A 23,295-nucleotide genomic window follows, 5' to 3' on the forward strand; every position below is an offset into this window, starting at 1 on the left:
GAAAAGGGCCCTGGCGGGGCGCCCATGGCAGCGGCCATCGGCTTACCCGCGGCCAGTGCTTACTTGGCGCCGTCGCGTTCCATCCGCTTGCGCTCCAGCTTGCGGGCGCGGCGGATCGCGGCGGCCTTTTCCCGGGCGCGCTTTTCGGAAGGCTTCTCGTAGTGACGGCGCAGCTTCATCTCGCGGTAGACACCCTCGCGCTGCAGCTTCTTCTTGAGCGCACGAAGGGCCTGATCGACGTTGTTGTCGCGTACGAGAATTTGCATAAACCGAAACACCTCACAAATGACGAAACGAGCACATAACGAAACGGGGGCGCCCGCTTCCATTGCCCGGCGGGACAAACCGCGAAAATAAAAACGCAAAAGGATGCCGCACCCGCAAGGGGCAGCTCCAACGCGCCGCCGCTAGCAAACAGACCGGCGCTTGGCAAGGCAAAACACGGCAAAAGCCGGCCGACCCGCAACCGGCGTGAGATGGGAAATATTTGGCTTGGCGCAAGAGGCGGTCTATGGCCCGGCCCCATGCCCCAACCCTCGTTCCTTGCCGCATCGCTTCTCGTCACGCTTGGCGGTGGCCTTGGCGCATGGCTGCGCTTCCTGGTCGGCCGCGCGTGGATCGCGGCGATCGGGCCGATCCGCGCCAGCGCCTTTCCCTGGAGCACGCTGAGCGTCAACGTGATCGGCAGCCTGGCGATGGGCCTGCTGGTGGGCTGGCTGGCACGCTTCGGCGCGCATGGCGAAGGCACGCGGCTGTTCCTGGCCGTGGGCGTGCTGGGCGGCTTCACCACCTTTTCCTCGTTCAGCATGGAGATCGTCTCGATCGCCGAGCGGGGCCAGATCGGGCTTGCCGCGCTGTATATCGCCATCACGGTGCTGGCCGGCGTGCTCGGGCTGGTCGCGGGCCTGGCCCTGATGCGGAGCGTGGCATGAGCGGCGATCACGCCGGCACGGTCCGGCAATTCACCATCGGCGCCGATGACGACGGCGTGCGGCTGGACCGCTGGTTCAAGCGGCACTTGCCGCAAGTGGGCTTCGCCACCGTATCGCGCTGGGCGCGCACCGGGCAGATCCGGGTCGATGGCAAGCGCGCCGACGTGGCCGATCGCCTCGCCTCCGGGCAAGTGCTGCGCGTGCCGCCGGGCGGCGATGCGCGGATCGGCGGCGGCGCTCCGCGCCCGCGCCGCGAACTGACCGAGGAAGAGCTGGAACTCGCCGATTCGATGGTGCTGGCGCAGGATCGCGCGGCGATCGTGCTGAACAAGCCGCCGGGCCTGGCCACGCAGGGCGGCAGCGGCACCACGCGCCATGTCGACGGGCTGCTCGATGCCTTCGCGGCGGAAGGCCCGCGCCCGCGCCTGGTCCACCGGCTGGACAAGGACACGTCGGGCGTGCTGCTGATCGCCCGCACGCCGGGCAGCGCCGCGTTCTTTTCCAAGCGCTTCTCCGGCCGTTCGGCGCGCAAGATCTATTGGGCGCTGGTGGTGGGCATTCCCGACATCTCCGACGGGATGATCGAGCTGCCGCTGGCCAAGCAGCCCGGCACCGGCGGCGAGAAGATGCATGTGGACGAGGCCGGTGGCCAGCCCGCGCGCACCCGCTATCGCGTGATCGACCGGGCGGGCAACCGCGCCGCCTGGGTGGAACTGCACCCCCTCACCGGCCGCACCCACCAGCTTCGCGTGCATATGGCCGCGATCGGCCATCCGATCGTCGGCGATGGCAAGTACGGCGGTCAGGAAGCCTTCCTGACCGGCTCGATCAGCCGCAAGATGCATCTGCACGCGCGGCGCCTGATCATCGACCATCCCGATGGCGCCCCGCTGGACGTGACCGCGCCGCTGCCCGAGCATTTCGCCGCCAGCATGGAGCAACTGGGCTTCGACGAAGCCGATGGCGAGGCCTTGCCCGAAGCGCCGCCCCCGCCCAGCCGCGAGGATCGCAAGCGCGTCGCCAAGGCGCACGCCAAGCAATATCGCAAGGAACGCCGGGGCGAACGCAAGAAGCGCGCCGCCGCCGAACCCGCGCGCAAGCCCGCCGGCCGGGGCACGAAAGGCGCGAAGCCGGCCAGGCCCGCCGGCCCGGCCAAGGCGACACGCCCGGCCAAGCCCGCGGGGCCGAAAGGCAAGCGGTGAAACTGGCCGTGTTCGATTGCGACGGCACGCTGATCGACGGTCAGGCGAGCATCTGCGAGGCGATGGAAGCCGCCTTTGCGGCGCATGGCCTGCCCCTGCCGCCGCGCAACGAGATCCGCCGCGCGGTCGGCCTCTCGCTGCCGCTGGCGGTGCGCCGCCTGCTGCCCGGAGCCGACGCCGCGGCCCAGCTTGCCGTGACCGAAGCCTACAAGGACGCCTTCCGCGCGGCGCGCGCGGAAGGGCGGCTGTCGCAGGCGCTGTTTCCGGGCATCACCGATCTGTTGCATGAGCTGGCGGGCAGCGGCTGGACGCTGGGCGTGGCCACGGGCATGTCCGATCGCGGGCTGGCGCATTGCCTGGCGAGCAACGGCATCGCCGATCTGTTCGTCACGTTGCAGACCGCCGACCGCCACCCTTCCAAGCCGCATCCGGCGATGCTGGAAGCCGCGCTGGCCGAAGCAGGCGCGCTGCCCGCGCAAGCGGTGATGATCGGCGATACGGCCTATGACATGCGCATGGCGCAAGACGCGGGCGTGCGCGGCATCGGTGTCGACTGGGGCTATCACCACCCGCGCGAACTGGCCGAGGCGGGCGCCGAATTCGTCGCCGAAACCCCCGGCGAGCTGGGAGACTATCTGGCATCATGAGCACGGATCCGGCGCGCAGCCGCTTTTTCGCGATCCAGGCCGTCCGCACCTCGGGCGTGGCGATGGTGGTGATCGGCCTGCTGGTTTCGGACGGCGCGATCCCGCTGCCCGCAGTGGCCGGCCACGTCCTGATCGCGATCGGGCTGGTCGATACCTTCCTGATTCCGGCCGTGCTTGCCCGCAAGTGGAGCAGCCGCGAGTGAAGCGATTCTATCGGGACGTGACCGTTTCGCGCGAGGCGGACGGCTGGTGCGTCATGCTGGACGGGCGCGGCGTGCGCACCGCCGGCGGCAGGCCGCAAGTGGTGCCCGGCGAAGCGCTGGCGCGGGCCATGGCGGCCGAATGGGCCGATCAGGGCGAGGAGATCGACCCGGCGCTGTTCCGCTTTCGCGATCTGGCCGATTTCGCCATCGACGCCGTGGCGCCCGACCTCCAGGGCGCGATCCGCGATCTGCTGCCTTATGCGCAGACCGACACGCTGTGCTACCGGGGCGACGAGGGCGAGGCGCTGCACGCGCGCCAGGTTGCCGTGTGGGAGCCGCTGCTGACCCGGGCCGAACGGCGCTGGGACGTGCGCTTCGTGCGCGTTTCGGGCATTGTCCACCAGCCGCAGCCGGGCGAAACGCTGGCGCGGATGACAGCGGCGCTGGGCGCGCATGACGCTTTCACGCTGGCCGCGCTGCGCATGTTGGCCAGCCTGGCCGCATCGCTGGTGATCGCGCTGGCCGCGATCGCCCCCGATGCCGATGCCGAGGCGCTGTGGGCGGCGGCCAATCTGGAAGAGGACTGGCAGGCCGAGCTGTGGGGCCGCGATGCCGAGGCCGAAGCCCGCCGCCAGACGCGCTTTGCCGCCTTCGCGCTGGCGATCCGCTTCGCCGCGCTGTGCCGGAACGCCTGACGCGCCTTTCAGCCGGCGCCGACGGTCAGGGCGCGACCCAGGCGGCGACTTGCACCGCGACGTCGTTCGCCGCGCGGTTCAGCGCCGGGCCGACCGCCGCCGCTTCGGCCGCGACGCCCGGCACGCGTGCTTCGAAACGCTTGATCCGCGACATACCGTCGCCCGCCTCCAGCACCGCGTCGAAGCGGACGATCACGCTCTGGTCGCGCGCGTCATAGCCCATGTCGAGCAGGCGGCCGCCCAGCGTCTGCGGCTTGCCCGAAACCTCGACATCGCCGCCTTCGACCACCAGCCGCTGGCTTTTCGCGCGCAAGGTTTCGGCCAGCAGCCCGCGAAACTGGCGCGCGGGCTTTTCCACCCACGAGGCATCCTTGAGATAGGCGACGGAGGAGGCATCCACCTGCACCGGCACGCGCAGCACGTCCAGCCGGCGATCGGCGGCCGGATCATAGACCACGATCGCATCCGCAAGCCTGCCGCCGCTTTCGGTGCCGGCATCGGCCCGGTTTTCCGCCGTCAGGCGCAGCAGCAGGTCGGGCGTCTTGCCGCCCAGGCTGACGCAGCCCGCCAGCGTGAGGCAAGCGACCGCGAAAGCAGCGCTTTTCCAGCCGATCGTGCGTGGCATGACGCTTGCGCCTCCCTTTTTCATGGCCGAGTGAATCATGGCCAAGTGAATCATGGCTTGTAGTCCGGCAGCTTCTGCCCCTTGAACAGCGCGCCCGCGCCCTGCTCGTCGATCTTCTCGGTCACGTTGCGCAAGGCCTTGCTGGTCGCGCGCAGATCGCGGATCGCGGCTTCGGCGGCGGGCAGCGTGGTTTCCGAAACCTGTTTCAGCGCCGGCTGCGCGGTGTCGAGCGTGGTGTCGAGCTTGTCCATCGCCTTCTGCGCCGCGGCCAGCGTCTGGCGCAACTGGATGGCAAGCGAGCTGCCCTCATCCCCCAGCAGCGCGTCGGCCTTGCCGGCAACCCCTTCGAAGGCGGCCAGCGTCTGCGTCGCCTGCGCCAGCGATTTCTGCAATTCGGCCATGGTGCCCCGGATCTGCGGGCTGGCGGCGGCCAGATCCTGCGTCACCCGGTCGGTATTGCGCAGGATGCCGGTGATCGACTTGCGGTTGTCTTCCGACAGCAGCAGGTTGAGGTTCTCGGTCAGCGTCGCCAGCCGTTCCAGCAGCAGCGGGGCATTGGCCAGCAGCTCGCCCAATCCGCCGCGCTTGGTTGGGATCACCGGAACGCCCTCGGGGCCCGGCTCGGTCAGCAGCGGCGCGCCCTTGGCCGCGCCTTCCAGCTGGATGTCGGAAACGCCGGTAAAGCTGCCCTGGATCGTCGCGGTGGTGCCGATGGTGATCGGCACTTTCTTGTCCACCTTGATCCGCACGCGCACGAAGCCGGGATCCTTGGGCCACAGCTCAATCACCGAGATCTGGCCCACCGGCACGCCGGCGTAAGCGACTTCCGATCCTTTCGCCAATCCATCGACCGATTGCTTGAAGAAGATATCGTATTGGTTCTGCGCGCCTTCGTTCAGGCGGGCGATCCACACGACGAAGGCGGCAAGCAAGGCCATCAGCAGCAGCGTGATCGCCCCCACCCACACATGATTTGCCCGTGTTTCCATCGCTTCGATCTATGCCCCTGCCTTGTCGGGCTTGTCCATGGCTCCCTCACGCGTGAGCTGCCGGTCCTTCGTTTCCCTGGCCGCGCGCCCGCGCGGGCCATTGAAGTATTCCTGTATCCACGGATGATCGAGCGCGAGCAATTCGGGGATCGTTCCGACCGCGATCACTTGCCTGTCCGCCAGCACTGCCACCCGATCGCAGATTTCGTAAAGCGTATCGAGATCATGCGTAATCAGAAAGACGGTAAGTCCCAGCGTTTCCTTGAGTTCCCGCGTCAGCTTGTCGAACGCGGCGGCGGCGATGGGATCGAGCCCGGCGGTCGGCTCGTCCAGGAACAGCAGCTCGGGATCGAGCGCCAGCGCGCGGGCCAGGCCGGCGCGCTTCCTCATGCCGCCGGAAAGCTCGGAAGGGTACTTGAACGCCGCCTCTTCGGGCAGGCCGGAAAGCTGCACCTTGAAGCGGGCGATCTCCTGGCGCAGCGCGTCGGGAATCTCGGGATTGAACTGCTTGAGCGGCACTTCCACGTTCTCGCCCACGGTCAGCGTCGAAAACAGCGCACCGCCCTGGAACAGCACGCCCCAGCGCGAGCGGATGTCGATCTCGCCCCAGCCCTGCGCCTCGGCCATGGCGTGGCCCAGCACGGTGATCTCCCCGGTCACGGGCCGTTGCAGCCCGATGATCGATCGCATCAGCACCGACTTGCCCGTGCCCGATCCGCCAACCACGCCGAGAATCTCGCCCCGCCGCACCTTCAGCGAGAGGTTTTCGTGCACGACATAGGAACCGAAGGCGTTGGTCAGCCCCTCGACCACGATCGGGAAATCCTCGCTCGCGCTCATGACCAGCCGATCTCGGTGAAGAACACCGCGAAGAAGGCATCGAGCACGATCACGGTGAAGATCGCGGTGACGACGGCCTGCGTGGTGCGCAAGCCCACCTCCTCCGCGTTCGACTTGACCTGCATCCCCTGGTAGCAGCCCGCCAGCGCCACCACGAGCGCGAAGACCGGCGCCTTGACCACGCCCACCCAGACATCGGTCAGCGGCACGACTTCCTGCGTGCGCTGGAGGAAGGTGAAGAACGGGATATCGAGCGCGAAGTTGGAGATGAACGCACCGCCCACGATCGCGATCACCGCCGAATAGAAGCCCAGCAGCGGCAGCATCAGCATCGAGGCGACCACACGCGGCACCACCAGCGTTTCCATCGGCGAGACGCCGATCGTGCGCATGGCATCGACTTCCTCGGTCAGCTTCATCGTGCCGATCTGCGCGGCGAAGGCCGAGCCGGACCGGCCCGCGACCATGATCGCGGTCATCAGGATGCCCAGCTCGCGCATGGCCAGCCGGCCGGTGAGGTTGATCGTGTAGATTTCCGCGCCGAACTGCTGAAGCTGCACCGCGCCCTGCTGGGCAATGACGATGCCGATCAGGAAGCTCATCAGCCCGACGATCCACAGCGAGTTGATGCCGACATACTGCATGTGGTGGACCGTCGCGGTCCACCGGAAGCGCGAGGGATGCCGCACGATCGCGCCGAACGTGACGATCAGCGTGCCCAGGAACGACAGCGAATTGAGGAAGCCGCGCCCCCAGTTGATCATCAGATCGCCCACTTCGGCCAGCGTGCGCACGATCAGGTTCGGCCGGGGTTCGGGCTCGGCATCGGTTTCCGCCACTTTGCCGATCGCCCGCAGCAGCCGGCGCGCCTGCTCGCTCGCGCCGACGATCTCGGCCCCGCGCTCTTCGGCGAAGCGGCGGACCAGCCAGGCGCCGGTGGTGTCGATATCGGTGACGGCGGACAGATCGAGCCGGGCAACGTCCGCGTCGACCGCCGCCAGCCGGGTGTCGATATTGCCCAGCGAATGAACCCGCAACGGCCCGTGCAGCGCAAGTGTCGCGCCGCCGCCGTTCTCACTCGGTCCGAGCGTGTAGTCAGCCCATTCGCGCATTGCAGCATGGTCATGGGCGAAAATGCCCCGTCCGGCAAGGGGTACGCCCGCGCCCGCCGGCAGCGGGCCTTGCACGGGCGGCCTTGCGCGGCCAGTCTTGCGCAGAATGCCGGGCACTGGCAAAGCGCGGCGCCATGACCGAGACCCAAGCCGCACAAAGCGCGCCCGGCACCACGCTGGACAAGACCTTCGATCCCGCCGCGATCGAGGCGCGATGGTACACGTTCTGGGAAACGAACGGGCTGTTCCGGCCCGATCGGCCCGATGCCGTGCCGTTCACCATCGTCAATCCGCCCCCGAACGTGACCGGATCGCTGCATATCGGCCACGCGCTGGACAATACGCTGCAGGATGTCATCATCCGCTACGAACGGCTGCGCGGCAAGGACGCGCTGTGGGTGGTGGGCACCGACCATGCCGGCATCGCCACGCAGATGGTGGTGGAGCGCCAGCTTGAGCAGCATCAGGACAAGCGCACCAATTACACGCGCGAACAGTTCATCGACAAGGTCTGGGAATGGAAGGCCGAAAGCGGCGGCACGATCACGCGCCAGCTCCGCCGGCTGGGCTGCTCGATGGACTGGAGCCTGAATTCTCCGAACAATGACGGGCAGTTCACCATGGACCCGCATTTCACCAGGGCGGTGGTGAAGGTGTTCGTCGATCTCTACAACCAGGGGCTGATCTACCGCGACAAGCGGCTGGTGAACTGGGACCCCAAGCTCAAGACCGCGATTTCGGACCTTGAGGTCGAGACGCGCGAGGTCAACGGCCATTTCTGGCACTTCAAGTATCCGCTGAGCGACGGATCGGGCCATATCACGGTGGCGACCACCCGGCCCGAGACGATGCTGGCCGACATGGCCGTGGCGGTGCATCCCGGCGACGAACGCTATGCCGCGCTCGTCACGCGCGGGGCCACGGTGACACTGCCGATCACGGGCCGCGAGATCCCCATCATCGCCGACGAGCACGCCGACCCCACGCTGGGATCGGGCGCGGTGAAGATCACGCCGGGCCACGATTTCAACGACTTCGAAGTGGGTAAGCGCGCCGGGTTCAAGCCGGCGGACATGCTCAACATGCTCGATGCCGAAGCGAAGGTGGTGCAGACGGCGGACGGGCTGATCCCGGCCGAATTCCTCGGCATGGACCGTTTCGAGGCGCGCAAGCGCGTGGTCGAGATGATGAACGACCTGGGCTTCCTCATCCCCCACATCGACAAGGAAGGCCACGCGCACGAGGCCGAGCCGCGCACGATCCAGACGCCGTTCGGCGACCGCGGCGGCGTGGTGATCGAACCGTGGCTGACCGACCAGTGGTACGTCGATGCCAAGACCCTCGCCGGCCCGCCGATGGAGGCGGTCCGCTCGGGCGCGATCGAGATCGTGCCGAAGACCTGGGAAAAGACCTTCTTCAACTGGATGGAGAACATCCAGCCGTGGTGCGTCAGCCGCCAGTTGTGGTGGGGGCACCGGATTCCGGCTTGGTATGGCGTCGCATTTAAGGCCACCGCAAACCGCGCGACCTCGATCGGAATGAGAGCGTTTGTCGCGGAAACCGAAGCCGAAGCCATTGGTCTTGCGCAAGCGTATCTCGATGAACTTAAGGCGAGCGGTAATCCCATGTTCGCCAATGCAAAAGTTATCGTGGAGGCTGACGGCGTTGACAACGAACCATCTCTAGCCTCGGTCGATCGGTGGACATATCCGCTCACCCGCGACGAGGACGTCCTCGACACCTGGTTCTCCTCCGCGCTCTGGCCGTTCGCCACGCTCGGCTGGCCGGACGAGAGCAAACTGCTGAAGAAGCACTACCCCAACGACCTGCTGATCTCCGGCTTCGACATCCTGTTCTTCTGGGATGCGCGCATGGCGATGCAGGGCATCCACTTCATGCAGGACGTGCCGTGGAAGCGGCTCTACCTGCATGGGCTGGTGCGCGCCGCCGATGGCCAGAAGATGTCGAAATCCAAGGGCAACGTGGTCGATCCGCTGGGCCTGATCGACCAGTACGGCGCCGACGCGCTGCGCTTCTTCATGGCCGCCATGGAAAGCCAGGGCCGCGACGTGAAGATGGACGAGAAGCGGGTCGAGGGATACCGCAACTTCGCCACCAAGCTGTGGAACGCGGCGCGCTTCTGCCAGAGCAATGGCATCGGCGCGAGCACGTCAGTCGCAGCGCCAGCCGCCACCAGCGCGGTCAACAAATGGATCATCGGCGAAGTCGTCGAGACGCTGGCCGAACTCGACAAAGCCATGGCCGACCTGCGCTTCGACGCGGCGGCGAACGCGATCTACCACTTCGTCTGGGACCAGTTCTGCGACTGGTACATCGAACTCATCAAGGGCCAGTTCGATGCCGAGACCAGGGCGGTGGCCGGCTGGGTGCTCGACCAGATCCTGGTCATGCTCCACCCGTTCATGCCGTTCGTCACCGAGGAACTGTGGTCGAAGATGGGCGATCGGCCGGCCCATCCACTGATTACCGCGCAATGGCCCGCGCCAGGCGCGGCGGTCGATGCCGGGGCCAAGGCGGAAGTCGAATGGCTGATCGCGCTGGTCGGCAGCCTGCGCGGCGCCAAGGCGGAACTCGGCATCGCGCCGGGCGCGCGGCTGACCGCCTACCTCGCCGATCCCTCGGACGCGACACGCGCGATCATCGGGCGCAACGGCGCCGCGATCGACCGGCTGGCGCGGCTCGACGCGATCCGCTTCGAAGCCGCCCCGGCGGGCGCGGCGATGCAAGTGGGCGCGGGTGACGCCACGCTGGCGATCCCGCTGGAAGGCGTGATCGACATCGCCGCCGAAAAGAGCCGGCTGGAAAAGGCGAAGGCGGTGTCCGAAAAGGAACGCGATTCGCTGGCCAGGCGGCTGGAAAACCCGGCCTTCGTCGAAAAGGCCAAGCCCGAGGCGGTGGAAAAGGCCCGCGCCGACCATGCGCAGCACGCGGCCGAGGCCGAACGCCTCGCCGCCGCGCTGGCCCGGCTGGGGTGAGCACCGGCGCTCCCGATCCTCCCCGGCGCGGGGAGGATTTCGCGTGCCGCTGACGCTGGCCACCACAGCGCCGGGCGAGCCGGAGATCTTCGCCTCGCTGCAAGGCGAAGGCGTATCGGCCGGGCGGCCCTGCACGTTCATCCGCCTGTCGCGCTGCAATCTGGCTTGCCTGTGGTGCGACACGGCCTACACTTGGCGGTTCGAGGGCGACAACCGGCCGCACCGCGATGGCGAAAGCTTCGCGCGGCAGGCCAACCAGGTCACGCTGGACGAAGCCGATGCCGCCGCGCGGATCGCCCTGCTGGGCCAGCGGCGCCTGGTCATCACCGGCGGCGAGCCCCTGCTGCAAGGCGCCGCGCTGGCCCGCATGATCGGGCACTTGCCGCCGATGCACATCGAGATCGAGACCAACGGCACGGTCGCGCCGCACCCCGCGCTCGATCCGCTGGTGCACCAGTTCAACGTCAGCCCCAAGCTGGCGCACAGCGGCAATCCGGCCGATCTGGCGTTGCCGCCCGAGCGGCTGGCGGCCTGGGCGGCCGATCCGCGCGCCTGGTTCAAGTTCGTGATCGCCGAGCCGGACCATGTCGCCGACGTCATCGCCCTGCAACGCGACCACGCGATTGGCGGCGAGCGCATCTTCCTGATGCCCGAGGGGCGCGACAGCGAGACGTTGCGCACGCGGGGGCGATGGCTGGCGGATATCTGCTCACATCACGGCCTGAATTTCACCGATCGCTTGCACATCCACTTATGGGGCGACACCAGAGGAACATGACCGAAGCCACGCCCCTGCCCGCCCACGCGGCCAGCCCCGAGCCCGAGCCGGCCCGGCGGCCCGCCATGCGCGGCGACCTGACGCAGGGGCCGATCCTGAAGACCTTGCTGCTCTTCTCGATCCCGATGCTGATCTCCAACGTCATCCAGACACTCAACGGCTCGGTCAACGCGATCTGGGTCGGGCGGCTGATCGGCGAAAGCGCGCTGGCGGCCACGGCCAATGCCAACACGGTGATGTTCCTGCTGTTCTCCGCCGTCTTCGGCTTCGGCATGGCGACCACGGTGCGCGTCGGCCATCATTTCGGCGCGGGCGATGTCGCCGCCGCCCGTGGCACGTTCGGCACCGGCCTGGGCTTTTGCACCGGCATCGCGGTCCTGACCGGGGTGGCCGGCTGGTTCTTCGCGCCCGCGCTGCTGCACGCCCTCTCAACCCCGGAGGCGAGCCTGGCCGAAGCGCTGGCCTATCTGCGCGTGATCTTCGTGACGATGCCGTTCGGCACGATCTCGATCATGGTGTCGATGGGGATGCGCGGCACGGGCGATTCGCACACCCCGCTTTACGCCATGATCCTGACGGTGCTGCTCGACGTCGCGCTCAATCCGCTGCTGATCCTGGGCGCGGGGCCGATCCCCTCGCTGGGCATCGCCGGATCGGCGATCGCCACCGCCATCGCCAACTTCATCGGCGCGGCCGCGATGATCGTGGTGATCTACCGCAAGGATCTGGCCTTGCGGCTGCGCGGCGCCGAGCTGGGCTATCTTATCCCGCGCAGCGACGAACTGCGCTACGTCGTCACCAAGGGCATTCCGATGGGCGCGCAGATGCTGCTGATCGCCTCGGCCGGGCTGGTGATGATCGGGCTGGTCAATCGCGAAGGGCTGATCGCCGCCGCCGCTTACGGCACGTCGCTGCAATTGTGGAACTATCTGCAGATGCCGGCGCTGGCCATCGGTTCGGGCGTGAGCGCGATGGTGGCGCAGAACATCGGCGCGGGCAATCACCACCGCGTGGGCACGATCACGACGTATGGCGTCACCAGCAACCTGGTGATGACCGGCCTGCTGGCGCTGCTGCTGGTGGTGTTCGACCGGCCGCTGCTGGCGCTGTTCCTGGGCGGAGAGAGCCCGGCGATCCCGCTGGCCCGGCATATCCAGCTGATCTGCACCTGGTCCTTCGTGCTGACCGGCGCGACGATGATCCTGGTGGGCACGATGCGCGCCTATGGCGTGGTCATCGTGCCGCTGCTGGTGCTGGGCGCATCGCTATATGGCGCGCGGCTGGGCTTCTATGCGCTGGCCTATCCCCGGATCGGCGCCGACGCGGTGTGGTGGGCCTTTCCGGCCGGCTCGATCGTCGCCATGCTGCTGAGCTGGGCCGCCTATGCCTGGACCCGGCGCGAGGGACTATCGCCCGTTCGCGGCGGCGCCTGAAATCGGGGAGCGGGCTGGTGCCGCAACGAAATGCGCTTTTAAACCAACCACCCCTCAGCGGCCTTGCGCGCGCCAGCGCTGGACCGTGCGCAGCACCATTTCCTCCTCGCCGCCGCTGTTCTTCCACAGCGCGCTGAACGAGGGATCTTCCGAAGCCGGGCGCTTGAATTCCTCCAGCTCGTCGAACGAGACGCGGATCGGGATCGAAACGCCCTCGCCGCAGATGATGCACTCCCGGTTCCTCAGCGCCGGAATCGAATCGAGGAAGCCGCGCGCGCCTTCGGGCATGGCCGCGCGCACGAAGGCCTGATCGCGCTCGTTGTTAAGGCGCATGGCGATGATCGTGCCGCATTGCGAAAGCACGCCTTCGGCCAGGTCCGACGGGCGCTGGGTGATCAGGCCCAGCGAAATGCCGTACTTGCGGCCTTCCTTGGCGATGCGCGAGAGCACGCGGCCGACCGAGGAACCATCGGCGTTCTTCTCGTTGGGCACGTAACGGTGCGCTTCCTCGCACACCAGCAGGATCGGCCGGGTCTTTTCCTCGCGCGCCCAGACGGCGAAATCGAACACCAGCCGGCTCAGCACCGCGACCACGGTGGTGGTCACGTCCGAAGGCACGCCCGAAACGTCGATGATCGAGATCGGCCGGCCGCGCGAAGGCAGGCGGAAGATCTTGGCGAGGAATTCGGCCATCGTATCGCCGACCAGCATTCCCGAGAACATGAACTGATAGCGCGGATCGCCCTTCAGTTCGTCGATCTTGTTCTTGATGCGCAAGTAGGGCGCGCTGGTGCGGCCCTTGTCGAGCTTGCCCATCTCGTTGCTGATGATCGTGGTGAGGTCTGACAGCAGATAGGGGATCGGCGCATCGACCGTGATCTTGCCCATCTGCTCGGCCAGCCGGTTGCGCTGGCGCGCTTCCAGCAGGCACTTGGCAAGGATTTCGGCGTCCTCCTGGCGGTCGTTCCCGCGCGAGGTGAGGAAGACCTCGCAATGCTCCTCCAGGTTCATCAGCCAGTAGGGCATCTGCAGGTTGGTGACGTCAAGGATCACGCCTGTGTTGCGGAACGCGGCGCCATATTCGCCGTGCGGATCGATCATCACCACGTGGCCTTCGGTGGAAGCCTCGCAGATACGGTGCAGGATCAGCGCGGCGCTGGTCGATTTGCCCGTGCCGGTCGATCCCAGCAGCGCGAAGTGCTTGCCCAGCAGCGAATCGACGTAAAGGCCCGCGCGGATGTCCTTGGTGGGGTGGACATGGCCGATCTGGATCACCGATCGCCCGTCGCTGGCATAGATCTGGCGCAAGTCCTCGCTCGTCGCCGGATAGACCAGCGCGCCGGGGATCGGATACATCGTCACGCCCCGGCGGAACGCGTGGATCCGGCCGGTCAGCCGCTCCTCCTCGCCCTCGCCAAGGAAATCGACCGAGGCCAGGATGCCGCCCGGCGTGCGCGAATCCTGCTTCTGGCTGCGCACGCTGGCCAACAGCCAGCCATTGCCCACGCGCACCTTGATCTGGCTGCCGACCTGGCCGGACAGCACGACCGAGGGATCGGGATCGGTGGAACATTCGGTCAGCCGCGTGATATCCAGCGCGATCCGGCTGCCAGAGCCGGCGATTTCCAGCACGACACCGATCGGCTCGCGCGCGTTGTCCACTTGCGCCACGCCGCGTTCGGCGCCGAGTTCATCGGCATGAGCCGGACGTGCGTTGTGAAATTCATTCATGCGCAATTCGGACATCAATCACCAGTAAACGCAGCGTCATGGTTTGCATGAGCTAATCATCGTGCGGTTAATTTTGGGCTAAGAGCGGGTGGGGGAGCGGGCCGGTACCGCTTCGAAATGCGCTTTTCCGCGCATTTCCAAACAGACCCCGATGGGCACACCTCCAGACAAACCCTCAGATCAGGGCGAAGATGCGCCCGGCCAGCCAGCCCATCAGGATCGAGAGCGCGACCGCCAGCAGGCCATAAGCCACCGAATTGTTCTCGGCGAAATCGGCGATGGCGCGTTCGATGCCCAGCTTGCGCACTTCCACCGTGCTGCTGGCCGAAGCGACCACCCGCCCCTTGGAGATGGCGAAAGTCTCCGCCGTATACGTGCCGATCGGCACGCGCGAGGGCAGTGCGATGCGCGCCTGGTACAGCACCTGCTCGCTCACCTTCACGCTGCCTTCGTCCTGCCGGTACAGCCCGTTGCGCGTGTTGAGATCGACCAGCCCATCGGCGAAGCGCTGCTGTTCCGCCGGGTCGATCGCGCCGATCGGCGAGAGTTGCAGCCATTTGAGGCCCAGTTCATAGATCGCCGCGGTCTTGTCATCGACGATGCCGGCGATCGGCCGGGTCGAAGCCAGCGCGTAGTACGATGGCGCCGAACGCAGCTCGGTGCTGTCGGCATTGATCCACATGCCGGCGATCTTCTGCTTTTCGCGCAGGATGATGGACTGGGTCGGCCCCTTGAGCACCACGACGATATCGTAATCGTGCGCCGCGCGCGTGCCGTCAGGACTGAGGATCGCGCCGAACAGCAGCAGTTCGGTGCCCGTGAAGCCCTGGCGAAGCTGGACTTCGTGCTGCGAGACTTCGGGCACCAGGATCGGATCGCGCGCGCCCGTCAGCAGCAGCAGGGCGATGATCGCCAGCACCGCCTTCACAGCGGCGCCACCGTGTAGATCTCGTCGGGCTTGTAGCCCAGCCCCAGCGCCAGCCGCAGCGCCACCAGCAGCACGATCACCGCCAGCACCAGCCGCAGCTTCACCGGGCTCGCCTTCTGGGCGAACTGCGCGCCAAGCTGCGCGCCCGTGACCGATCCGAACAGCAGCAGCCCCGCCAGCACGATGTCCACCGCCTTGGTGGTGAGCGCGTGCATCATCGTCGTCGCCATGGTTACGAACAGGATCTGGTAAAGCGAAGTGCCGACCACGACATTGGCGCTCATGCCCAGGATATAGAGCATCGCCGGCACCAGCACGAAGCCGCCGCCAATGCCCATCAGCATGGTCAGGATGCCGGTCGCCACGCCCAGCAGCAGCGGCGCCAGCGGCGAGATGTAGAGCCCCGAACGATAGAAGCGCCAGCGCATCGGCAGGCTGGCGACCAGCGGGTGGTGCCGGCGCTTGCGCGCGGCGATCGGCATGCCGGTGCGCTCGGCCCGGATCGACACGATGCTCTCACGCGCCATCAGCCCGCCGATCGAGCCGAGCAGGACGACGTAGAGGATATTGATCACCGTATCGATCTGGCCAAGCCGTTCGAGCAGGCTGAACAACACCGCGCCGATGGCCGTGCCGATGATGCCGCCCGCGACCATGACCGAGCCCATCTGGAAATCGACCCCGCCGCGCCGGTAATGCGCGAAAACGCCCGAAACGCTGGCCCCCGTCACCTGGCTGGCGGCCGAGGCGGCGGCCACGGTGGGCGGCACGCCATAGAAGATCAGCAAGGGGGTGGTGAGAAAGCCGCCGCCCACCCCGAACATGCCCGAAAGCAGCCCCGTCAGCACGCCGAGGCCGACGATGACCAGTCCGTTCACCGACAGGTTTGCGATCGGAAGATAGACGTCCATCTGGCTGACGTGGCTACCCTACCGCGCCTTGCGTGGAAAGCCGTGTCGCGACCCTTTCCTCAGAAACCGGCCGACACCGTCAGCGCCGGGCCGGAGGCCGGCGCGGCATTGCCGCCCACGCGAATCCGCCAGTCGAGCCCCACCTTGGCCGATCCGGTGCCCCTGATCGGCATTCCCAGCGTCGCGCCGGGCCCGATGTCGAGCCGCGAGGCGCCTTTCTGCGCGCCGGCCCAGGCCCCGGCCCCCAGCCTTGCCTCGGCCGGCCCGATGGTCATGAACGAGCGATCGACGCGCAACTGGCCATCGGCGAACGGCGTCGCATACTTGCCGCCGACATAGCCGCCCTGCCCGTAGAACTCGGCGCGAAAGCCCGATGGCAGCGCGAACGGGGCCAGTTCGGTCACGGCCATGGCGACCGGCTGGACCCGGCGCGATCCGGCCTGCTCGGTCACGCGCGCCTCAAGCGCGGCGACCACCGGAACGGCGGGGAACGGCCGCGCGGCCAGGCCCAGCGCGGCGGAGGTTTCGGCAAGGCCGGCCAGCGTGCTGGTGGTGCGCAGATAGGCGGCCGGGCGATGCGGGTCGTCCGGCGCGAGGCGATAGCGCAGGATGCCGCCCGCCTGGCTGGCGCCATACGTCGCGGGATAGATGCCCGATGCCAGCGCCGTGTCGGACCCGCGCCGCCAGAGCATCCAGGCGTCGATCGACCAGCGATCGGGCCCGGTCCGGGCCAGTCCGGCACGCATCGGGCGGATCGGCGCGGCTTCGGGAAAGGGCGGCGCGCCAGGGCCGCCGGGTGGCGGCGCGGCGGTGCCAGCGACAAGCCCGGGCCATTCACGCGCCGGATCGGCGGCAAAGCGGCTCCAGGCATCGCGCACCACGATTTCGCGCACGATCACGCGCCGTTCGCGCACCGGCCCCGGCACGAAAGCCACCGTAGGCCCCGCCACCGCAATGCCATAGGCCGCGCCGGGAAAGGATTGCGGCCCGAACAGGCGCCCGGCGGCATAGGCCCCGGCGCGGCCGGCACCGGGCCCCACGGCCAGCGCGGTGGGATCGGCTTCGCGCGCGAAGGCATCACCCTGCGCGAAGCCCGGCGGGGCTTCCCAGTTGGCGACGCGCAGGCCGATCCACGCGCCCATCATGATCACCAGCGCGACCAGCGGCCGGCCGCGATAGCCGCGTGCGCCGTTCATGGCGCCAGCCCTTCGCGCGCCAGTCCTTCGCCTGAGCCCCCGGCCGCCGGGTGATCGCGGTGGCGCGTCTTGTCCCAGGCGACGCCGGCGCCGCGCAGTGTGCGCACGTAAGCGAACAGCGCGCGCCGCCCGGCGATGATCGCGATGGTATTGGCCACGATCGTGCGCGGGACCGAACGCAATCCTTCGGCCAGCCCGTATTCGCTGGCAGTGAAGGCCGCGCGCCAGACCATGCGCCAGATCAGGCTGACCAGGCAGACCGTGACCATCAGCGCCAGCACGGGCGAGACCGCGACATGCCCCTGCCAGCCGGCCAGCCGGAACAGCGCGAGCAGCGCCTCGATCACCAGCAGCGCGTAAGCCGTGGCCAGCACCAGCGCCATCAGCGGCCCCCGCCGATCGCGCAGCTTCATCCACAAGTCGATCAGCCCGCCCCGCCAGCCCAGCCGGTCCCAGCCCTGCAGCGCGATGCCGTGGATCCAGCGCGTCTTCTGCCGCACCGATTCGTCGAACCGGGCGGGAAAGAACGCGCGCGTCGCGATCAGCGCGCCGGCCTCGTCGCGGCAGCGGACGAAGCGCGCGCGGGCACCATCGTGCGAGACTTGCAGGCCCAGCTCGTAATCCTCGGTGAGCGATCCGGTGGCGAAGGGTCCGTCTTCCCCTTGCGCGATGCGCTTTCGCGCCAGCAGCGCCATCGTCTCGCGCGAGAAGCCGCAGCCAACGCCGGCCGCCGGCAACCCCGCGCCCAGCGCGTCCCTCACCACCAGCGTCTTGGCGTGCGCTTCGGCGAACTCGTCGGCATAGTGGCCCGCGACCCAGGGCGATGCCGGCTGCGGTTCGGGCCGGACCGGCAGTTGCACGAACTCGACATCGCGCAGCGCCTCGTCGATCGTCGCCAGCGCGCAGGGGTGCACCATGTCTTCCGCGTCGTGCAGGACGATGCTCGCATAGCGGAACCGGCCGCGCGCCTCGTCGGCGCAAAGCGCGGCGTAGAGCCGGTTGAGGCAATCGGCCTTGGTCGTCGGCCCCGATTGCGCGTGGATCACGATGCGCACGCGCGGATCGTCGGCCGCGGCCGCCATGGCCGCCGCGGTCGTCGCCGGATCGTTGGCATAGCAGCCGACATAAAGCGTCCATTCGCGCCGTGGCCAGGCGCGCAGGGTGTGCGCGATCATATGGCCGATCACGTCCGCCTCGTTCCAGGCAGGCACCAGCACGGCGGCGCGGCCGGACAGCGGGCGCGTGCGCGCCGCCCGTGGCACGCGCGGCTCGCGCGTGCGCCCGGTCAGCCGCAAGGCCAGCCAGATCCCGTCGATCACGGTTTCGTCGATCGCGCCGAGCACGAACCAGAAGGCCGCGAAAAGCAGCAGCTCGTGCTCGATCATCTGCAGGGCAATCAGCAATTGCCCCAGCGCTTCATGCGCCCCCACAAAGCCCCCCGCGCGCCCGGATTGCGGCAATGGGAAAAAGCCTATGGGGTTTCGACTTGCCTTGCAACTCGGGAACGGTTGGACGAAAGGGGTGCCATGCCCTCACGCCGTCATTTCGCCAACCGGCTGGCCAGCGCGCTGAACCGGATGCTGGGGGGTGAGGCCGCCGGCGGCATCATCCTGATCGCCGCCGCCGCCGCCGCGATCCTGGCGGCCAATTCACCGCTGCAGCACGACTATCACGACCTGTTCCACGATGCCTGGGGCTGGACGCCGATCGCCCGGCTCGACACGCTGCACTTGTGGATCAACGACGGGCTGATGGCGGTGTTCTTCTTCGTCGTCGGGCTGGAGATCAAGCGCGAGATCCTGGACGGCGAACTGTCCAACGCAAAGCGCCGCCGCCTGCCGGTGATGGCCGCCGCCGCCGGCATGGCCGCGCCCGCGCTGGTCTATCTGCTGGTCGCGGGCAGCAATGGGCCCGTGCAGCGCGGCTGGGCCATCCCGGCCGCGACCGACATCGCCTTTGCCGTGGGCGTGCTGGGCCTCTTGGGCAAGCGCGTGCCCGCTTCGCTGCGGCTGTTCCTGCTGACCGTGGCGATCGTCGATGATCTGGGCGCGGTGGCGATCATCGCGCTGTTCTACACCGCGCAGATCGACCTTGCCTGGGGCATCGCGGCGCTGCTGGTGCTCGCCGCGCTGATCGCGGCGAACCGGCGCGGGGTGCGGAGCTATCCGCTGTTCATCGCGCTGGGCCTGACGCTGTGGTTCTGCGTGCTCAATTCGGGCATCCACGCGACGATCGCCGGCGTCGTCTTCGCCTTTACCATCCCGCTCAGGATCGGCCGGCGGGGCGACAGCATGTTGCTGCGGCTGGAACATGCGCTGGTGCCGTGGAACAGCTTCCTGATCGTGCCGCTGTTCGGCTTTGCCAATGCCGGCGTGGCGCTGGCCGGGATCGGCGTTGACGGCCTGACCGATCCGGTGCCGCTGGGCATCGCGCTCGGCCTGTTCGTCGGCAAGCAGGCCGGCATCTTCGCCGCGCTGGTGATTGCCGATCGCATCGGCTTCGCGCCCCGGCCGGCGGGGACGAGCTGGACGCAGCTTTGGGGCATGGCCGTGCTGTGCGGCATCGGCTTTACCATGAGCCTGTTCATCGGCGCGCTTGCCTTCCCCGCCCACCCGGCGCTGATCGAGGAAGCCAAGCTTGGCGTGCTGATCGGCTCGCTGCTGTCCTCGCTGCTGGGCTATGCGATCCTCAGGCTGGCGAGTTACCGGCCGGCCTGAGCATCGCCGAACTTCTTACCAGCTACCGATGTTGGGCAGGCTCGCCCAGGGCTCCTGTGGCGGCAACTGGCCGTTCTGCAGCAGTTCGACCGAGATCCCGTCGGGCGTGCGGACGAAGGCCATGTGCCCGTCGCGTGGCGGGCGGTTGATCGTCACGCCCGCGGCCATCAGGCGGGCGCAGGTCTCGTAGATATTCTCGACCTGAAAGGCCAGGTGGCCGAAATTGCGCCCGCCGGCATAGTCTTCGGGGTCCCAGTTGTGCGTCAGCTCGACTTCGGCGATGCCTTCCTGCCCCGGCGCGGCCAGGAAGATGAGCGTGAAGCGCCCCTTCTCGTTGTCCATCCGCCGCACTTCGCCAAGGCCGATCAGTTCGAAGAAGCGGATCGTCGCTTCGGGATCGGTCACGCGGATCATGGTGTGGAGATACTTCGTCACTGGCTCGATTCCCTCAACTCATCGCTTGCACAAAACGGTTCATCGCGGGTACAACCCGAAGCAGGCAGATTTCCGCAAAGTTCCAACAGGGAGAACCCGCGATGTCCGATCCTAGCCCGGAAGAGCCTGCCCGCTCCACCTCCTTTTTCGCCGATCCGCTGACGCGCCGCTGGCTGGCGAGCGCGGGCGTGCTGGCCATCGGCATCGTCCTGGGCGGCTATCTGCTGGGCGACGGCCTGTTGCGCGCGCGCGAGGCGGACCGGGCAGTGACCGTGCGGGGCCTGGCCGAGCGCGACGTGACCGCCGACCTGGCCACCTGGACGATCGCCTATTCGGCCAATGCCAGCGACCTCGCCACCGCGCAGGCCGAGGTTGATCACGATACCACCGCGATCCGCGATTTCTTCCGCGAGTTGGGCTTTCCGGCGGATTCGCTGCAGCCGACCGGCGTGAACGTGTCGCAATACACCAATGACGGCGTGCAGACCTTCACCGTGCGCCAGCGCATGAGCCTGCGCACCAACGACATCAAGCGCGCGCAGGACGCGGTGCGGCGCCAGTTTGAACTGGTGCGCCGGGGCGTGATGCTCGAAGACGGATCGGGCATGGCCTATACCTACACCCGGCTCAACGACATCAAGCCCGACATGGTGGCAGCCGCCACCAGGGACGCGCGCGCCGCCGCCGAGCAGTTCGCCAAGGACAGCGGCACGTCGGTGGGCACGATCAAGAGCGCGACGCAGGGCTATTTCTCGATCGACGCGCGCGATGGCGACAGCAATGGCGGCGAATGGGGCGCGTCATCCTCGCCTTACAAGAAGGTGCGCGTGGTCACGACCGTGGACTTCTACTTGCGCTGAGCATCCGGCGGCAAAGCCCGCGCACAAAGGTGCCCTTCCCCAAGTGGCGGAGGGGTATCGCCGCCGGCGGGAACACCCCTCCGTCAGCGCTGCGCGCGGTCGCCTCCCCAACAAGGTGAGGATCGGGCAAGGCCGTGAAACACCTGAACGCCCAGCAAAAGGGCCCGCCCGGACAAACCGGACGGGCCCTTTTTGTCATGCCGTTCCGATCGGAAGGATCAGAAGCTGGCGGTGAGCGTGGCGACCACGGCGTCGTCGGTCAGACCATCGACGCTGGGGCCATCGACGCCGATGTACGAGACGCCGAGCGAGAGCGGGCCGAACAGGGTCGCCGAAGCGCCGATCGACCAGTCGATGCCGCTGTCGTCGGTGCCGCCGGCGAGGATCGCCGGAGCCAGCACGCCGTCGGTGTAGCCAAGGTGCGCCGAAACGGTCAGCGGCGTATTGGGAATGCCGACATCGAGGTTCGAGTAGACATAAAGGTTGTCGTCATCACCCAGCGAGTTCTGGTCCCAGGCGTAAGCCACGCCGACCTTGACCTTGGCCGGGCCGACCGCGCCCGCGATCGAGGCGTAGGGCTCGAAGTAGTTGGCGTCGCCGACATGGCCGCCCGGATAGACGTAGTACAGCAGGCCGGCGTCGACCGTCAGGCCCGAAGCCACTTCGCCGGACCAGCCGCCGAACAGGTCAAGCTCCTGCCCGCCGTAAACGTCGCTGCTGGCGATCGAGGACGACCAGGTGCCGACATAGAAGCCGCTGGCGTGCGTCACCGTGATGCCGCCCTGGATGGCCGGATCGCCGGCCGAGAGCGAGACGCCACGGAAACGGTAATCGGTGGTGAGCGCGACATTGCCGGTCACGGTGATTTCGCTCGCCGGTTCATCGTCGGCCAGGGCAGGCGTTGCGGTGGCGAGGGCCGTAGCGGCAAAAAGCGAGGCGGCCACGAGACCGCGGATGGACGTAAGCATGATGATTTCCCTCACATGTTTTTTTACTGCCTCGTCCCACCTGCAATGCCCCGCTCCGCGCATTCTTTGTTCGCGCGCGATAGTCGGCTGCGACAAAATTGCTGCATTTTCCTGTTGCATTGCACAAGAAAAAAATCCGGCGCGCCGCGAGAGCTGGTCACAGGTGTGGACTTTTTGCCACGCCGCCCGCCTCGTTCATCGCAGGACAATGTCTTGTGGTGCAACCGGAGGGTGACTATACTGCGATGCAGCAAGCTAAACTTATGAACTTACGCAACTTCTTCAGGCGCGAGCAGCCCACGCCGATCGCCGCGATCCCTCCGGGCGAACGCGTCTATGCGATCGGTGACATTCACGGGCGGCTCGACCTGCTGGTGGAGATCGGTCGCGCGATCGACCGCGACGACGCCCGGCGTGGCCCTGCGGACACGACCGTGATCTTCCTGGGTGACCTGATCGATCGCGGACCGGAAAGCGCCACCGTGGTGGCCGCCGCGCGCGAATGGGCCAGGGAACGCAAGGTCCGCTATATCGCCGGCAACCACGAGGAGATGTTCCTTTCCAGCTTCGACAAGCTGGCCGCGTTCCGCAACTTCCTGCGCAATGGCGGCACCGAGACGGTGCTGTCCTATGGCGTTGATCCCGAGGCGTTCATGGCCGCCGACCTGGAACAGGCACAGAAAATGATGTTCGCCGCCGTCCCGCGCGCGGACCTGGCCTTCCTGCGATCGTTCGAGCAGATGATCCTGGTGGGCGATTACCTTTTCGTCCACGCCGGCATCCGGCCCGACGAGCCGCTGGACAAGCAGGCGCCACACGATTGCCGCTGGATTCGCGAGCCGTTCCTCAGCCATCCGGGGCAGCACGGCGTCATGGTGGTGCACGGCCACACCGTGACCGGGGAGCCTGAAGTCCTGGCCAACCGCATCGGCATCGATACCGGCGCCTTCATGAGCGGGTGCCTGACCGCGCTCGGCCTGGAAGGCCGCGACCGCTGGCTGATCCAGACCAGCGAGGACAGCGGCGCGATCGAGACGGTGGCGCGCGCGGCCTGAAAGGTCGTGAACGAAGGGGGATTCGCGCGTGAGCCTTCCCGT

23 protein-coding genes are annotated in these 23,295 nt (G+C 67.6%); 11 read left to right on the top strand and 12 right to left on the bottom strand.

The window, feature by feature from the left end; all coding sequences use genetic code 11:
- Nucleotides 1–59: 59 nt before the first annotated feature.
- Entirely contained in the window at nucleotides 60–266 is a 207-nt protein-coding gene (gene rpsU / locus PYV00_RS13060; protein ID WP_275228840.1) for a 30S ribosomal protein S21, read from the bottom strand.
- 258 nt (nucleotides 267–524) lie between these two features.
- Between rpsU and crcB the strand changes: the two genes are divergently transcribed.
- The 5 genes from crcB to PYV00_RS13085 are packed head-to-tail and all read left to right on the top strand — an operon-like array spanning nucleotide 525 to nucleotide 3,679.
- A complete protein-coding gene (crcB, locus tag PYV00_RS13065) occupies nucleotides 525–932 on the top strand; it encodes a fluoride efflux transporter CrcB (protein WP_275228708.1) in 408 nt (135 codons plus the stop codon).
- On the top strand, nucleotides 929–2,134 hold the full coding sequence (locus PYV00_RS13070; RefSeq protein WP_275228709.1) for an RluA family pseudouridine synthase: 1,206 nt from the start codon (nucleotides 929–931) through the stop codon (nucleotides 2,132–2,134). The genes crcB and PYV00_RS13070 overlap by 4 nt, the downstream gene beginning before the upstream one ends.
- Complete coding sequence (locus tag PYV00_RS13075) at nucleotides 2,131–2,781, top strand: HAD-IA family hydrolase (RefSeq protein WP_275228710.1); 651 nt, start codon at nucleotides 2,131–2,133, stop codon at nucleotides 2,779–2,781. Before PYV00_RS13070 ends, PYV00_RS13075 begins: the two co-directional genes overlap by 4 nt.
- Nucleotides 2,778–2,984 carry a hypothetical protein gene (locus PYV00_RS13080; protein WP_275228711.1) on the top strand — a complete coding sequence of 69 codons (207 nt, stop codon included), beginning with the start codon at nucleotides 2,778–2,780 and terminating at the stop codon, nucleotides 2,982–2,984. Before PYV00_RS13075 ends, PYV00_RS13080 begins: the two co-directional genes overlap by 4 nt.
- Nucleotides 2,981–3,679 carry an ATP12 family chaperone protein gene (locus tag PYV00_RS13085; RefSeq protein WP_275228712.1) on the top strand — a complete coding sequence of 233 codons (699 nt, stop codon included), beginning with the start codon at nucleotides 2,981–2,983 and terminating at the stop codon, nucleotides 3,677–3,679. Before PYV00_RS13080 ends, PYV00_RS13085 begins: the two co-directional genes overlap by 4 nt.
- 25 nt (nucleotides 3,680–3,704) lie before the next feature.
- Here PYV00_RS13085 and PYV00_RS13090 read toward each other — a convergent pair whose 3' ends face one another.
- From PYV00_RS13090 to PYV00_RS13105, 4 genes are read right to left on the bottom strand one after another with little or no spacing between them, the layout of a single operon-like run.
- A complete protein-coding gene (locus tag PYV00_RS13090; RefSeq protein ID WP_275228713.1) occupies nucleotides 3,705–4,304 on the bottom strand; it encodes an ABC-type transport auxiliary lipoprotein family protein in 600 nt (199 codons plus the stop codon).
- Nucleotides 4,305–4,354: 50 nt separating this feature from the next.
- A complete protein-coding gene (locus PYV00_RS13095; RefSeq protein WP_275228714.1) occupies nucleotides 4,355–5,293 on the bottom strand; it encodes an MlaD family protein in 939 nt (312 codons plus the stop codon).
- Between the two features lie 9 nt (nucleotides 5,294–5,302).
- The gene (locus PYV00_RS13100) at nucleotides 5,303–6,133 is read right to left on the bottom strand and encodes an ABC transporter ATP-binding protein (RefSeq protein ID WP_275228715.1); all 831 of its coding nucleotides are present in this window, start codon (nucleotides 6,131–6,133) and stop codon (nucleotides 5,303–5,305) included.
- Complete coding sequence (locus PYV00_RS13105) at nucleotides 6,130–7,245, bottom strand: ABC transporter permease (RefSeq protein WP_275228716.1); 1,116 nt, start codon at nucleotides 7,243–7,245, stop codon at nucleotides 6,130–6,132. Before PYV00_RS13105 ends, PYV00_RS13100 begins: the two co-directional genes overlap by 4 nt.
- 134 nt (nucleotides 7,246–7,379) lie before the next feature.
- Between PYV00_RS13105 and PYV00_RS13110 the strand changes: the two genes are divergently transcribed.
- The 3 genes from PYV00_RS13110 to PYV00_RS13120 are packed head-to-tail and all read left to right on the top strand — an operon-like array spanning nucleotide 7,380 to nucleotide 12,452.
- Complete coding sequence (locus tag PYV00_RS13110; protein ID WP_275228717.1) at nucleotides 7,380–10,241, top strand: valine--tRNA ligase; 2,862 nt, start codon at nucleotides 7,380–7,382, stop codon at nucleotides 10,239–10,241.
- A gap of 43 nt (nucleotides 10,242–10,284) precedes the next feature.
- Nucleotides 10,285–11,019 (top strand): 7-carboxy-7-deazaguanine synthase QueE, encoded by a 735-nt coding sequence (locus PYV00_RS13115; protein WP_275228718.1) that lies wholly within the window; start codon nucleotides 10,285–10,287, stop codon nucleotides 11,017–11,019.
- Complete coding sequence (locus tag PYV00_RS13120) at nucleotides 11,016–12,452, top strand: MATE family efflux transporter (RefSeq protein ID WP_275228719.1); 1,437 nt, start codon at nucleotides 11,016–11,018, stop codon at nucleotides 12,450–12,452. Before PYV00_RS13115 ends, PYV00_RS13120 begins: the two co-directional genes overlap by 4 nt.
- A gap of 54 nt (nucleotides 12,453–12,506) precedes the next feature.
- On the opposite strand, the gene PYV00_RS13125 is transcribed toward PYV00_RS13120, so the two are convergent.
- The 5 genes from PYV00_RS13125 to PYV00_RS13145 all read right to left on the bottom strand — a co-directional run bounded on the left by PYV00_RS13125 (nucleotide 12,507) and on the right by PYV00_RS13145 (nucleotide 18,648).
- Nucleotides 12,507–14,183 carry an ATP-binding protein gene (locus PYV00_RS13125; RefSeq protein WP_428981635.1) on the bottom strand — a complete coding sequence of 559 codons (1,677 nt, stop codon included), beginning with the start codon at nucleotides 14,181–14,183 and terminating at the stop codon, nucleotides 12,507–12,509.
- Nucleotides 14,184–14,358: 175 nt separating this feature from the next.
- Nucleotides 14,359–15,111, bottom strand: coding sequence for a TIGR02186 family protein (locus PYV00_RS13130; RefSeq protein ID WP_275228721.1), 753 nt, complete (start codon nucleotides 15,109–15,111; stop codon nucleotides 14,359–14,361).
- Complete coding sequence (locus PYV00_RS13135; RefSeq protein ID WP_275228722.1) at nucleotides 15,108–16,022, bottom strand: sulfite exporter TauE/SafE family protein; 915 nt, start codon at nucleotides 16,020–16,022, stop codon at nucleotides 15,108–15,110. The genes PYV00_RS13130 and PYV00_RS13135 overlap by 4 nt, the downstream gene beginning before the upstream one ends.
- A gap of 59 nt (nucleotides 16,023–16,081) precedes the next feature.
- On the bottom strand, nucleotides 16,082–17,218 hold the full coding sequence (locus PYV00_RS13140; protein WP_275228723.1) for a hypothetical protein: 1,137 nt from the start codon (nucleotides 17,216–17,218) through the stop codon (nucleotides 16,082–16,084).
- Complete coding sequence (locus PYV00_RS13145) at nucleotides 17,215–18,648, bottom strand: glycosyl transferase family protein (protein WP_342803815.1); 1,434 nt, start codon at nucleotides 18,646–18,648, stop codon at nucleotides 17,215–17,217. The genes PYV00_RS13140 and PYV00_RS13145 overlap by 4 nt, the downstream gene beginning before the upstream one ends.
- 96 nt (nucleotides 18,649–18,744) lie before the next feature.
- Here PYV00_RS13145 and nhaA point away from each other — a divergent pair, with 96 nt between their 5' ends.
- Nucleotides 18,745–19,935, top strand: a complete 1,191-nt coding sequence (gene nhaA, locus PYV00_RS13150) for a Na+/H+ antiporter NhaA (protein WP_275228724.1) — start codon at nucleotides 18,745–18,747, stop codon at nucleotides 19,933–19,935.
- A 15-nt stretch (nucleotides 19,936–19,950) separates the two neighbouring features.
- Here the strand turns inward: nhaA and PYV00_RS13155 are convergent, their stop codons facing one another.
- On the bottom strand, nucleotides 19,951–20,370 hold the full coding sequence (locus PYV00_RS13155; RefSeq protein WP_275228726.1) for a VOC family protein: 420 nt from the start codon (nucleotides 20,368–20,370) through the stop codon (nucleotides 19,951–19,953).
- 101 nt (nucleotides 20,371–20,471) lie between these two features.
- On the opposite strand from PYV00_RS13155, the gene PYV00_RS13160 reads away from it, so the two are divergent.
- Nucleotides 20,472–21,230: an SIMPL domain-containing protein gene (locus PYV00_RS13160; protein WP_275228727.1), complete on the top strand. Its 759-nt coding sequence runs from the start codon at nucleotides 20,472–20,474 to the stop codon at nucleotides 21,228–21,230.
- Nucleotides 21,231–21,448: 218 nt separating this feature from the next.
- On the opposite strand, the gene PYV00_RS13165 is transcribed toward PYV00_RS13160, so the two are convergent.
- Entirely contained in the window at nucleotides 21,449–22,198 is a 750-nt protein-coding gene (locus PYV00_RS13165) for a TorF family putative porin (protein ID WP_275228728.1), read from the bottom strand.
- Nucleotides 22,199–22,461: 263 nt separating this feature from the next.
- On the opposite strand from PYV00_RS13165, the gene PYV00_RS13170 reads away from it, so the two are divergent.
- Nucleotides 22,462–23,253 carry a metallophosphoesterase family protein gene (locus PYV00_RS13170; RefSeq protein ID WP_275228729.1) on the top strand — a complete coding sequence of 264 codons (792 nt, stop codon included), beginning with the start codon at nucleotides 22,462–22,464 and terminating at the stop codon, nucleotides 23,251–23,253.
- The last annotated feature ends 42 nt before the right edge of the window (nucleotides 23,254–23,295 follow it).

The sequence above is a fragment of the Novosphingobium album (ex Liu et al. 2023) genome (assembly GCF_029076845.1).
GTDB lineage: Bacteria > Pseudomonadota > Alphaproteobacteria > Sphingomonadales > Sphingomonadaceae > Novosphingobium.